Here is a 12,887-nt window from a genome sequence, read left to right as displayed (position 1 = left end):
TGGCGATCCTAGAAGGCGCAGGCCGCTCATCGCAGCGTGACAGCCTCAACCCGAGGCCGCCCCCCCAGCCAAGGGGTGGCACGAAGGGCGAAACCGTCCGGATCGGCTGTCACACAGAGACGCGTGTGGCCCAGCGACAAGGGGAAATCCGGACGGCCCGGAGCGGGGGCACCTAGCAGGGCATCGAGTTGGCGAGCAACAGCCTCGGCTGGATCAATCAGCCGCACCTCTGGGGGCAGCAGGCTGCGCAACAGCGGCTCTAATAAGGGGTAGTGGGTGCAGCCGAGAATCACCGACTCAACCGAGGCCTCCAGTAGCGGAGCGAGGTAGTGGATCGCCGACTGGCGCAGCTCCGGACTCGATAGATCTCCAGCCTCGATCAAGGGAACGAAACGTGGGCAGGCCTGTTTGCACCACCATTGTTCCTGGGTTGAGGGCCTCGATGCTTTCTCGGTATGCACCCGAAGCAACGGTGGCTGGCGTCGCCAACACCCCAACCCGAGACTCGCAAACCATGGCAGCAGCGGCACCGATCAGGCCCACCACCGGCACGCCGGCCTGTCCTTCAGCCACATCACGAGCAAGAGCATTGGTGGTGTTTGCATGCCATCACAACCGTGGACACCTTCTGCACTTTCAACCACGCCACCACTTCGGCGGCAATCGAGCGAATCTCAGAAGGAGAACGACTGCCGTACGGAACACGGGCCGTATCACCGAGATAGACCGTGGGCAAAAGGGCCATGGCGGAGAAGGATGCTGCGCAGCACGGTCAGACCGCCCACTCCACTATCAAAAAGGCCAAGACAAACGCTCATCGCAGCCCCCGCAGATACTCAAGAATTCCTGTGGCGATCGCCAGGGACAAACGACGACGGTGGCCCTGATTGGCAAGCCGGGGAGAATCCAAGCGTCCGGTGACAAAACCGGTTTCAACAAGGATTGAAGGCATGGTGGTCCGGCGGATCACAAAAAAGCGACCACGACGCACGCCACGGTTGGGACTGCCAGGAGACACATTCAGCACCTGCTGTTGCACGTGTGCAGCAAGCCGTGCCGAACGGGGATCGGAGAAATAGAAGGTTTCAATCCCGTTCACCTCAGGCCGCGACATGCTGATGGCATTGGCGTGAATACTGACAAACGCTGAAGCACCAACACGGTTGGCCAGGGCAACCCTGGGAGGGAGGTCAACATCCACTTCGGCTGTTCGGGTCATCACCACTTGCACACCCTTGGCCTCAAGCAACTGGGCGACCTGCAGCGACACATCCAGCACCACATCGGTCTCTCTCAGACCCCTGATACCAACGGCACCGGGATCGGGGCCCCCATGGCCTGGATCGATCACGACGCGATAACGACCGCGGGGCACATCCGGCAGACCAGAAGGATCCACGGGGGTTTTCGTGGGTTGAATCCTGATACCAGGACTCCACTGTCCACTGCTACGGGTGAGATCTCCCTCCCCAATAGAACGCAAACCACGCGTGGCCAGCCCCTCAAAGGTCATGGTCCAACGATCCTTCGCCGTGCCGACAAGCTTGAGGCGGCCGGGATCGAGCTCGGTGCCAGGTTGAAATTCGAGCACCAGACGCGTCGCGCCTGGATTGGGCTTGCCCAAGCGGATCTGCCGAACCGGTCCACTACCGCGTAGCTTTCTGGGCCGACTGAGCTCCCCTGGAAAATCAATCCAAACGCGCGGGCCGCGTTGGCGATCTCCCGCTTCAAAGAACGCCTCTAATCGTGCTCCGGTAGCGGTGCGCAGCTGAAGGACGCCTTCACTGGTCAGCGCCCAAGCCGCCAGGGCGCTGGCCGCTCGAGCCGGCAGGGCTGACAGCAATGCACCGAGCTGCAGGCACACGGCAGCCAGCAGAGCAAGACGTCGAGACTGCGCCGAAACCATGGGGGTTCAGAACAGGGCGGGCTGGCGATGCTGAAGGCTTGGCATCTGGCCGCGGATGTGCTGCAGATGGCCAGTATCCACAGGGGCGATCGCCGCTCCAGGCACGCCACCGGCATCAGCGAGAACAGTGCCCCAGGGGTCGATGACCATGGCATGGCCATGGGTCTGGCGACGGCCGTAATGAATGCCTGTCTGGGCGGGTGCGACCACAAAGGCCGTGTTCTCGATCGCCCTGGCCTGGAGCAAAACTTGCCAATGATCCTTGCCGGTATAGGCCGTGAATGCAGCGGGGATCATCAACACCTCAGCTCCTGCACCAATCAGATGGCGATAGAGCTCAGGGAAGCGCACGTCGTAGCAAATGGACACCCCCACCTTGCACAAACCCGGAACATCCACCACAGGAGGAAGCTCGCGTCCAGGGGTGACCGTGGTCGACTCCCTGTAGGTGATGCCATCAGGTAAATCAACGTCAAAGAGGTGAATCTTGTCGTAGCGGGCCAGAAGCTGGCCATCACGCCCAACGAGCTCCGCCCTGTTGAGGGTGTGGGTTCCATCGCCAGTGGGAACGGGAAAGCCACCTCCGAGGATCACCACCTGATAGCGCCTGGCCATGGTGACCAGGAAGCGGCTGCTCTGTTCGGCCAGGGCAGGAGCCAGTTCAAGCCGAGCGGCGTCATCGCCCATAAAGGCGAAGTTCTCAGGCAGGCCCACCAATTCCGCACCACGGCGGGCAGCCAGTTCAATCTGCTCCTCGGCAGCGGTGAAATTGCTCTCCGGATCCGAGGTGCTTGTGAGTTGCACGGCGGCGGCCAGAAAGTCACTCACGGGAGGGCTTTAAAAGAACAAACTTTAGGGGGGTCAAGGGGCTGAATCAGCAAGATCGATGGCTCGCAACACGCCGCGCTCCACCTGGGTGGGCACCACACTCAACTGATCCAAGCCGGAACAACAGCGAAAGTCGGCATCATGATTGCCAATGCGAATCAACCGCTGTCCATGCGTGGCCTGGCGCAGACAAGTTTCAGGCTGCGACTGCCAACGCTCCCAGAGCACAATGGCGGCCTGCATCTCATCGTTTGCAGTAACGGCTCCCTGCTCGATCAAGGCCGAAGCAAGCGCGCCAGCCGCAAGGGAATCCTCAAGCGAATAAGCGCCCTCCCAGCCACTACCAACGATCCAAACCTGATCAAGAGACTCCTGCAGTAAACGCTCTGCAACAGCACGACGATTGGGCAAAGCTGCCGTGAACACCCTGGCCAGATCACGCACCTTCTGGAGAGAGCGGGTGCCGTTGGTGGTGCTCATGAACAGCCGTTTGCCTTGCACAACATCGGGAATCACCGCAACAGGGGAATTGCCAAGATCGAAACCTTCCAGGGTCTTACCTCCCCGTTCGCCAACAAGAAGCCGTTGTGGTTCAGGCCAGCGCTGCGCCGTAGACCGCAGCTCATCGAGATCACTGAAGGTCTGAACGGCCTCAGCACCGTTGTGAAGAGCCCAGGCGATCGTGGTGGTGGCCCGGAGCACATCAATGACCACCGCAGCATCAGCCTTGTCGGAGGCTTGCACCGAGGGGTCGCAGTCCGGCACGTCCGCGGCGACATGGAAATAGCTGAGCTTCATGGCCACGTTGGAGGGTCGGCGTGCGTCACAGTAACCAGACCGCCAGTCCAGCAACGATTCGCTCTATGGCCTTGTTTCGCTCCGGTCCGGCGACCCGTGATCTGCGGGGCTTCCTGAAGCTGCTGGAAGCCAAAGGTCAGCTGCGCAGAGTGAGCGCGCCGGTGGATCCCGATCTAGAGCTCGCCGCCATCGCTGATCGGGTGCTGGGGATGGGCGGACCGGCTCTGCTGTTTGAAAACGTGATCGGCTCCTCGATGCCAGTCGCCGTCAATCTGTTGGGAACGGTGGAACGGGTCGTATGGAGCATGGGTCTTGAGCGGGCCGAACAGCTGGAGGAACTAGGCAGCCGTCTCGCCCTGTTACAGCAACCCAAACCTCCGAAGGGGATTCAGGAAACAAAAGCCTTTGCCAAGGTGTTCTGGGATCTGATCAAGGCTGTACCGGATCGCGATCTCACGCCTCCCTGCCACCAACAGGTGTGGAAAGGCGACGACGTCAATCTCGATGCGTTACCCCTCATTCGTCCGTGGCCTGGCGACGCTGGTGGTGTCGTCACCCTCGGACTGGTGATCACCAAAGATCCAGAAACCGGGGTGCCAAATGTGGGGGTTTACCGGCTGCAAAAGCAGTCCGCCACAACGATGACGGTGCACTGGTTAAGCGTGCGAGGTGGCGCGCGTCACCTGCGCAAAGCCGCTGCGATGGGCAAAAAGCTCGAAGTCGCGGTGGCGATTGGCGTGCATCCACTCTTGGTGATGGCCGCAGCCACACCGATTCCGGTGCAGTTGAGCGAATGGTTGTTTGCAGGCCTTTATGCCGGTGAAGGCGTGCGATTAGCACGCTGCAAAACCCTGGATCTATCCGTGCCCAGCCACAGCGAAATTGTGATGGAGGGAACGATCACGCCAGGGGAAGTGATGCCGGATGGACCGTTCGGTGACCACATGGGCTTCTACGGCAATGTCGAAGATTCACCCTTGGTGCGCTTCCACTGCATCACGCAACGAAGGGATCCAATCATGCTCACCACCTTCAGCGGCCGACCGCCGAAGGAGGAAGCGATGCTGGCCATCGCCCTAAATCGGATTTACACACCGATCTTGCGCCAACAAATTCCAGAAATCAAAGACTTCTTTCTGCCGATGGAGGCATTGAGCTACAAGCTGGCAGTGATCTCCATCGACAAGGCCTATCCCGGACAGGCCAAAAGGGCCGCCATGGCCTTCTGGAGTGCACTGCCACAATTTACTTACACCAAATTTGTGGTGGTCGTCGATCGCCAAATCAACGTGCGAGATCCACGCCAAGTGGTCTGGGCAATCGCAGGTCAGGTTGATCCGCAGCGAGATTTATTCGTACTGGAAAACACACCGTTTGACAGCCTTGACTTCGCCAGTGAGCAACTCGGGCTTGGTGGGCGTATGGCGATCGATGCGACCACCAAGATTGGACCGGAAAAAAACCATGAATGGGGAGAACCTCTGCACAGGCCACAAGAGCTCGAAAACCGTGTGAGTGAGAGGCTGGAAGAATTGGGCCTGGGTGACCTAGACGGCCAAGAACCAGACCCAGAACTGTTTGGCTATGTGATGGAAACCCTGTTCAGAAAGGTCAACATCAATCGATAGAGGGAGGGAATCATTTCCAGCCCGCTTCTGCCATCAACCGGATCGCCATCGGCTGATATTGACTTAATTGGGAAATGGTGACCGAGTCCGGGGTGAAAGCACCGAAACGGGTGACATACCCAGAGGTATTGTTTACAGATACTGGGTGCTCAAACGTTGGCAAAGCCAACAAGGCACTACCCTTTGGCGAGGCTAAAAATTCAACCAATCGGATCGCATTATTCTTATTTTTTGAGTACTTGGCTACGGCAGCAGCGCTAATATTAACGTGGGCAGGATCAGGGATAAAGATTCTAACGCTATTCGCTAATTTCTGATCCTTGTTGCCGTTGACGCCGGCCAACATACGGGAGACGTAATAGTGATTAACAATCCCAATCCCACATTGACCTTGAGCAACCGCACGGACCAAGGAGATGTCACCAGGGAAGTAGGGCTGGGAAACATTCGAGATCATGCCTTTCAACCAGGCCTTGGTAGCGCCTACACCACGCAGCGCAATCTGGTCTGCCACGAGAGACTGGTTGTATACATTCTGGCGATTACGCAAACAAACCTTGTTTTTTAAAAAAGGTTTTGACAAGTCTGCATAAGTCTTGAGCTTGGACATTGGCACGATCTTGGAGTTAACCACCATCACGCGCAGTCGCCTTGACACACCGAACCAACGTCCGCTGGGATCGCGATAACGAGCAGGAACGTCTCGCTTCAAGGCAGCAGAATTGATCGGCGCAAATAAACCAGCCTTGGCCGCATTATTAATGCGAGCTGCATCCACCAGAAGGATTACATCAGCCTTGGAATTAGATCCCTCACGGCGCAAACGCTCAACAAGGGATGCTCCCTTACTCTCCAACAAACGAACTTTGATGCCAGTCTGATCGGAAAAAGCCTTGAAGACCTGGCGATCAGTGTTGTAGTGACGACCGGAATAAACACGCACTTCTTCAGCGGAGGCAGCGGGGATTGCGAGCGCGGCCGGCATCAGCAATGCGAAAAAACCCGTCAGGCAGCGATTCATCGAAAAATCGGGGGAGGATGTTACCATCAAAGCCACGATCCGAGCAAAAAACGAATCATTAGGCACATTTCAAGCGTACAAAAAGCACGAACCATAAGTGGACAGTCTACAAATTGAGATCTTCACTGCCAAGGAATGCGAAGCCATCCGCCACAAGCTTGAACATCTGGAGGTTGGCCAATGGGTCGATGGCAAGCAAACCGCTGGCAGCCATGCCAAGGACATCAAGAAAAACCTACAGCTGAAGCCATCAGATCCACTGACGGAGTCGATCGTTGCTGAGGTCCACAGCAGATTAAAAAAACAGATGGCGATCAAAAGCTTTTGCTTGCCGAAAAAATTACATCACACACTGATCAGCAAAACAACCAGAGATGGTGGCTACGGCCAACACGTAGACAATGCATTCATGACAACTGGCAGGGCGGATATTTCCTATACGGTGAGCCTAAGCAACGAGAAAGAGTACGAGGGTGGCGAACTCGAGATCCTCGACACCACCGAAACGAATACCTACAAGTTAAAGGAAGGCCACGTTTTCATTTACCCAAGTTGCTACTTGCACAGTGTCAGACAAGTGAGTGCGGGTACACGCTACGCCTGCGTTGGCTGGATCGAAAGTTACATGGCAAGCCATGAGATGCGCATGAATCTATTTAACCTCGAATCAGGAGCACGTTATCTTCTGGCGGAAAGAGGGCGCTCGGAGGCTCTAGACAGAATCTTCTTGGCACATGCCAACATTCTTCGAACACTTGGAGGATGAGTTAAAAGCAGCATTCGTAGACAGACGCCAGGCAGAAGATCACTTAGAATTGAATTTTAAACTTTGGTTCTGATGCCAAACAAAACTGCGCTCGGTCTATTGATTGCAGCCTCTGCATTGATGGCAACTGGCGCCCCTGCAAACGCAGATTTACCCAGTGGCGAACTCGAAGGTGGTTACCAGGAGTGGACCACTGATCAAGATCTCGATGCGGAAGCAACGAAAGATGCAAAGCTCAAGAAGACGGAAGCTGCGGCTGAAGATGAAGGAGTCTGCATCCCAATCGGAGAAGGCGAAAACTGCTGGTGAGCAGAAGGTTTTTAACCAGAAAAGGGGGTGCGTTAGCCCCCCTTTTTTAATGGCAAAATTCAGCACAAAAAAAGGAGAGGCATAGCCTCTCCTCCTATCGAAATTCAGATCAAACGATCAGAACTTGAAGGTGGTTTGAACCAGGCCACCAAAGGTGCTGAAGGTATCGGCACCATGACCACCGTACTTGTTGCTAGTACCGGTCTTCTCACCAAAGGGACGGCTGAGGTAGAAGAGAGCTGGTGTGATGGAAACGTTATCAGTGACTTTGAAATCGTAATAGAGTTCAAAAGCCATGTTTCCGTCATCAGGAGTACCGTCTTTCTGAGCGGTTTTCCACTGAGGCTCGCCAACAGCGAAGCCAAGACGGTTGCCTTGGATGAAGGCATCCTTCCAGTTCAGACCAACGAGCCAACCCTGGGATTGGGTGCGACGGGTGTCCTTCTTATTAGCCTTTGTCAGGGCGTCATATGCGGCTTTGGTGTAGACGCAATTCTGAGACGCCTTGGCATACTTGCCTTTGCAGACGAAGTCTGGATTGTTGAAGGCAGTGATGCTCCAACCAGCACTGATGCTGGGGATCCAACCACTTTCAGAAGGCTGCCAGAACGCATTCAGGTTGAACTGATTAGCGTCATCAAAACCACCCGAAGACGCACCAAGAGGTGTGCCGGCGCCACCAACGGTCATGCCCCTTTGTGAGTAGGCATAGGCAGCAGAAACTTGCCACTGAGCGTTGCCGTAGGCAATCTGGCTGAGGAACTTACCTTTGCTGGTGTCGGTCATGATGCCGCCACCGTCACGAGCATTGGCCTTCATGCCGTTTTTGGCGACATAGTTGGCACTGATCTTCAGCTTGGGATCACTGAAGTTGGAGTTCCGATTGCTGATCCAGTTGATACCAGCACCGGGTGAAGTGCTTGCACCATAGGCGCCGTAATAGCCGCCCAGCTTGAACTGCTTCAGCACATGCCTGTAGACGCTAGGTGTAGCGGCAAGCATGTAGTAGTTTTCGATCAGGGGACCAACGTAGGCCCTGAAATCACTACCGATGGGGAACTCATACCAGAGCTTGTCAATCTTCAGATAATTGGCGCTGCTCTTGGAAGCTTCAATCTGGGTTTGCTTCTTGGTGTAGCCACTACCAGAGAAAGCGTTCGTATTGAAATTACCCGTTCTGAGGCGGGTGTAGAGCAAATCCTTACCCGTGAAGCTGGTATTCAGGTTCAGGGTTGCGCGGTAGGAGAAGGTGAACGCGGTGTCACCTAGGTAGTCATTGGTATAGAGAGGCTTACCATCTTTGTAGAGGGTCTTGCCGTCAGAATCCGTTTGATAGGCAAAGAGATTGTCGGTCTCATCACCACCGTAAGAGGTGGCGCCCATGGTCATTTCGACCTTACCGGTGAGCTTGGTGGTGGTGGAGAACTGGGTGGCTTCCAGTTCGCCAACGCGAGCTTCCAGACCGTCAACGCGGCCCTTGAGGATGGCGAGTTCACGCTCGAACTCTTTCATCAGGCGCTTCAGCTCGTCGGTCACTTCAGTGATCCGGTCGAGGCAAGCGTTCAGCAGTGCGGCCGCTTCAAAGCGGGTCATCGCACGGTTGCCGCGGTAGGTGCCGTTCGGGTAGCCGGCGACGCAGCCGTAGCGCTCGACCAAGTTGGACAGAGCCTGGTAAGCCCAGTCGGTCGGATACACATCCGAGAACTGGGTGATGCTGGTGACCTGCTCGCCAGAAGCGGCGTAGTCAGACACACCGTTGATGTTCAGGTCGCTGGCGTTTGCAGCCAAAGGAGCCAAAAGGCCCAAGGCAGCAGGAGCAACCAGCAATTGCTGGAAGAGTTTCATGAAGGTCCTCACACAAAAGCGCATTAAGCGCTGCGCAGAAGATAATCATTGGCCCGAGCCCTGGTTAGAACAAAAACAACAACGTGGGCCCCAAGGCTTAACAACACCTCGCCTCAATTGACCGCCCCTAAAGGAGCATTTGATACGAAGCCAGGGATGGGCAGCGTTTCGATGGGGCTGGATGCGCCAAAGCTCCTATGCACCGATTGATCAAAGCCTGCTTGGTGCTCCTCGGAGTGCAGGTGCTGGTTGGGCTGATGCTTGTGAGACAACCCACACAAAACCCCAGACTTCCAGTCTCGCAGCAAAGTCCCTAGTCGCAGAGGGGTTTTGGCACGACAAGGTGTCGCATAAAGCCCACCAAGGCCGCCCATTGAGCACAGAGGCAGCCGCAACAAGGCGTTGATATTGAGAATCGCTCGCGAGAACGACCTGGTTCATGTATATTGCAATGGATTCTCAATAGCTTTAACGGTTTCTCGACGTGAGCTTCCGCTTCTTACCTGACGACCCCAGTTCATCGATCAGGATCCCCTCTGGCCAAACGGTCCTGATCAATAGTGATGACCATTCAGACTGCATGAAGCTGAATGTGCTGGAAGGGATCGCCAGGGTTTATTGCCCATGCGAGGAAACCGAGGGCATGACCCTGGCCTTCCTGCAAACTGGGGACCAACTCAGAACAGACTGCCTCTGCAGCGAAGGTGTCTGCGTCGAAGCGTTGACAGACCTGCGCTTTGAAACCAAGTCAAACGTTCCATCCAACACGGGTTACGACTCTGTGAATGAATGGACCCTGCAACTGTTGCGGATCAGGCATCTCGGCCAAGCCGAACATCGTCTGCATGCCTTGCTGAGCTTGCTTGTCAACAGACTTGGCAAACGCTATGGCGAATGGTGCAATCTCCCTTTCCGGTTAACCCATGAACGAATCGGTGAATTAATCGGCTCAACACGAGTGACATCGACTCGCCTGATGTCGAAATTACGCAATGGCGACATGATCGTGACCAGCGCGAGCAAACAGGAGATCAAGCTCTCGCCCCAGTTGATCGACTCAAGCCCTATTTCATTCTAAAAGTGAACGATATCTCTCACTCAAAATATTGCTATTCAGACAATGCACAAAAACAACTATAATCACCTGATTTGGTATCAGGAAAAGCTAGCCACAAGGCATCGCTTATGCGACAACAACAAACTAAGATCCAGACTGGCGAATGAGTTGCTTAAAATCAACCAAGAGATTCTTGGCAACTGTCTTGTTGAGGACAGCAGCAAAATCAGCCTAGAGAAACTGTTTGAAAACGAGAAGCAAAAACGTAGCAGTCTTAGGCTGTTCTCTGAGTTTGGCCAGCGCGAATCTCTCCGTCGATAATCAACAGGCCAGTCGGATCATTCTTGGCAAAACGAACGCGTCCAGAGATATAGGCGTATTGGTCTTCAGACTGAGTTTGCTTTTCAACTAGGGGGTCGAGGAACACAGTTGTACGTGTATCGCTTTCCCTTTCTGCGATTTCATACACATGTTGAATCGAACTTGTGGTGTCCGATTCAATTTTAAATGCATTATTAACCAATTCCTCCAGAGAATCCCATGCCTGCCTTGGCCTGTCGAGGGAATCAAGGGCAGTAGACTGTCCACGCGCAATCAAATATTCGGAAAATTGCACGGCATGCAACTTTTCATCGACTGACTCTGCAGCAAAAAACTTGTAGAAACCCGAAAGCTCATGTTCAGCACACCAAATCGACATGGCGAAATAAGCCATTGAGGCTTGGAGCTCAAGATTCAGATGCTGTTGTAGAGCAGAAACAAGGCTCTCACTCATTGGCTCAGCAGCATACCGTCCATTTGGACCCGTGATCAATTGCTGACCAGCGGTGGATGGGAAGGCAATGTCTGTCATAAGCAACTTCAGCGCGAATCATTTGATACCACATCAATAATGATGGCCGATAAGTGAGGCGTCAAGTAACAAAGCGCACTCTTGTGCGATATCGACCATCTATAATGAGAGTCAATAGCAAAGCGAAGCGACTCGTGCCGATTTCTGATGGGCTTGGTATCGCGCAGACAGACCCAACAACGACAAGCCAGGGCGCAAAAAGAACCAACCTTCAACCGTCAAGCCATAAAAAAAAGGGATGCAAACGATCCAAATGTTCCAAATGGAAGGGGAGCAAATGCAAATGTGGTCGTGAGTAACTGATTAATCGATCAATTGACCACAGAATCGGCTATGCCGATTCATCAGCTCTTCAGACACAATCAGTCCTTCGCCATTCGCAGATAGATCTAAAATTCCATGTTCTCTGAGCGCGAGCATGTAGCGAGTAACGGTTGAACGGGTGCAGCCCAATAAATTAGAGATTTTTTCGTGACTCAACAAAAATGGCAAGAAATACTCCTCTTTTCTCCTAAAGCCAAAGCGTGATGTAAGAGTACAAATCAAACGCTCAATCCTCAAAGAAGTCGATTTCGAGGTCACAATCATATTCATAATCAAAGGCCAGTTTCCGAATGTATTTAGGTGACAATTGCAATTCGGATCAAGTCCACGCTCCTGATCCGAGAGACACAAAGCCAGCTCGGAATACGTTAGGGCCTCAATCCTTACGTCGAACTCCTCATAAAAAAGGGCTGATATCCTTAATTTATTTTCTGCGTAAAAACCAACAGTGCTCGACTCGTCCGTAAATTTATTGTGAAGAGCTAAGCGAACAATCCCTTTGTTGATCAAGAGCAAATAGTCTTTATTGGCAACAGCGGGCTCAATTTCCTCGAGCCTGAGTGTTTGAGCTCGTTTAACAGTGAGCGAACGTATCAAAAGGCCTAGTTTGCTATATATATTTCAGCAGACTCAAATCAACTACGAAGAATCATTTGATCATGGCAGGCGTGATCAATGATACAAGGTTAGAGTTTTTCGATTTTCATCCAAAGCACCTGAGAGGCTTGATGCTGCTCGGTCAATAACTCATAGAATTCATCCGTAAGCGCTTGTGCACCTTGATTATTCTCGTCTAGGCTGAGATTGCTGACACGGTGAATACACCAGTCGGTGAGTCGTGTGATCTGCTGTATTCGTTTTATTTTTGGGCAATCCGTAAAGTCCATGCAAGGCCTTTAATCGAATCCGATTCTTGCATTGTTTGTCGGTGAGCGGTCAATCACTGCTACCCACTCTTGGCATAACAAGCACAAGTAAGAGGGTCATTTCTTACATCGCCAAAACCAAGCGATTGGATGGCAAAAGATCTGGCCTTCCTGTCAAGCGATCTTCTGAGTTAACTGCCCAATCTCTACACTTTGCAGCATCTCAATCTTGCCCAGCACAGCGAAACAGGATGATCGAACTGTTGAAACCAATTCATTTCGATCACGTTGATTTTGATCCAGGAGGTGGAAAGCCCAATCACCATCCATCATCTACAAAATACCCACCTCTTGATCGATCAAAATACAGCAGCGATGCTTCGAAGAAGCCATCTCTTTCATCTTCTCTAATCAATGATTAGAGAAGATGAATCAACCAAGTGCTGCGCCTTGATGGGCAAGTATTGCTCAAATCAATTGAAGGGACTTACGACGAAAATATATTTGTTTGATACGCGTTATTTCCAATCACAGCAAAAGGAGGATGATCAAGAAATGGCTGGTCATTTCACAAGAATGGCGGCAAGAAGTCGCGATCTCCGCCACAGCAGCAATCAAGAAGGTTCAGCAAACACGTGCAAAACTTATTAAGGACGCGACAACAAGAAGAAACGGCTAGAAAATGA

Annotated in this window: 11 protein-coding genes and 1 pseudogene; 4 read left to right on the top strand and 8 right to left on the bottom strand. The window is 53.3% G+C overall.

The window, feature by feature from the left end; genetic code table 11:
• Positions 1 to 26: 26 nt before the first annotated feature.
• The 4 genes and pseudogenes from murI to SIB72_RS09980 form a co-directional block, all read right to left on the bottom strand.
• Positions 27 to 818, bottom strand: a pseudogene (gene murI, locus SIB72_RS09995) (glutamate racemase).
• Positions 815 to 1,906, bottom strand: coding sequence for an N-acetylmuramoyl-L-alanine amidase (locus SIB72_RS09990; protein WP_413743786.1), 1,092 nt, complete (start codon positions 1,904 to 1,906; stop codon positions 815 to 817). Before SIB72_RS09990 ends, murI begins: the two are co-directional and overlap by 4 nt.
• A 6-nt stretch (positions 1,907 to 1,912) precedes the next feature.
• On the bottom strand, positions 1,913 to 2,734 hold the full coding sequence (locus SIB72_RS09985; protein WP_115121728.1) for a carbon-nitrogen hydrolase family protein: 822 nt from the start codon (positions 2,732 to 2,734) through the stop codon (positions 1,913 to 1,915).
• 33 nt (positions 2,735 to 2,767) lie between these two features.
• Positions 2,768 to 3,532: a 2-phosphosulfolactate phosphatase family protein gene (locus tag SIB72_RS09980; RefSeq protein WP_115121729.1), complete on the bottom strand. Its 765-nt coding sequence runs from the start codon at positions 3,530 to 3,532 to the stop codon at positions 2,768 to 2,770.
• A 65-nt stretch (positions 3,533 to 3,597) separates the two neighbouring features.
• Here SIB72_RS09980 and SIB72_RS09975 point away from each other — a divergent pair, with 65 nt between their 5' ends.
• Positions 3,598 to 5,160 carry a UbiD family decarboxylase gene (locus tag SIB72_RS09975; protein WP_413743785.1) on the top strand — a complete coding sequence of 521 codons (1,563 nt, stop codon included), beginning with the start codon at positions 3,598 to 3,600 and terminating at the stop codon, positions 5,158 to 5,160.
• 10 nt (positions 5,161 to 5,170) lie between these two features.
• Here the strand turns inward: SIB72_RS09975 and SIB72_RS09970 are convergent, their stop codons facing one another.
• Positions 5,171 to 6,145, bottom strand: coding sequence for an extracellular solute-binding protein (locus SIB72_RS09970; RefSeq protein ID WP_413745099.1), 975 nt, complete (start codon positions 6,143 to 6,145; stop codon positions 5,171 to 5,173).
• Positions 6,146 to 6,278: 133 nt separating this feature from the next.
• Here SIB72_RS09970 and SIB72_RS09965 point away from each other — a divergent pair, with 133 nt between their 5' ends.
• Together SIB72_RS09965 and SIB72_RS09960 are read left to right on the top strand one after the other, a co-directional pair.
• Positions 6,279 to 6,947 (top strand): Fe2+-dependent dioxygenase, encoded by a 669-nt coding sequence (locus tag SIB72_RS09965; RefSeq protein WP_413743784.1) that lies wholly within the window; start codon positions 6,279 to 6,281, stop codon positions 6,945 to 6,947.
• A gap of 120 nt (positions 6,948 to 7,067) precedes the next feature.
• Entirely contained in the window at positions 7,068 to 7,256 is a 189-nt protein-coding gene (locus SIB72_RS09960; protein ID WP_413743783.1) for a hypothetical protein, read from the top strand.
• Between the two features lie 117 nt (positions 7,257 to 7,373).
• Here the strand turns inward: SIB72_RS09960 and SIB72_RS09955 are convergent, their stop codons facing one another.
• The gene (locus tag SIB72_RS09955) at positions 7,374 to 9,101 is read right to left on the bottom strand and encodes an iron uptake porin (RefSeq protein ID WP_413743782.1); all 1,728 of its coding nucleotides are present in this window, start codon (positions 9,099 to 9,101) and stop codon (positions 7,374 to 7,376) included.
• A gap of 484 nt (positions 9,102 to 9,585) precedes the next feature.
• On the opposite strand from SIB72_RS09955, the gene SIB72_RS09950 reads away from it, so the two are divergent.
• Positions 9,586 to 10,179: a Crp/Fnr family transcriptional regulator gene (locus SIB72_RS09950; protein ID WP_115121734.1), complete on the top strand. Its 594-nt coding sequence runs from the start codon at positions 9,586 to 9,588 to the stop codon at positions 10,177 to 10,179.
• Between the two features lie 253 nt (positions 10,180 to 10,432).
• Here SIB72_RS09950 and SIB72_RS09945 read toward each other — a convergent pair whose 3' ends face one another.
• Positions 10,433 to 11,011: a ferritin gene (locus SIB72_RS09945; RefSeq protein ID WP_244281703.1), complete on the bottom strand. Its 579-nt coding sequence runs from the start codon at positions 11,009 to 11,011 to the stop codon at positions 10,433 to 10,435.
• Positions 11,012 to 11,314: 303 nt separating this feature from the next.
• Positions 11,315 to 11,599 carry a helix-turn-helix domain-containing protein gene (locus SIB72_RS09940; protein ID WP_413745098.1) on the bottom strand — a complete coding sequence of 95 codons (285 nt, stop codon included), beginning with the start codon at positions 11,597 to 11,599 and terminating at the stop codon, positions 11,315 to 11,317.
• Between the last annotated feature and the right edge of the window lie 1,288 nt (positions 11,600 to 12,887).

Source organism: Synechococcus sp. MIT S9451 (genome assembly GCF_047304725.1).
Lineage (GTDB): Bacteria > Cyanobacteriota > Cyanobacteriia > PCC-6307 > Cyanobiaceae > Synechococcus_C.
Note: the sequence above shows the minus strand (reverse complement) of the source record. Positions and strands in the feature narration are given on the sequence as shown.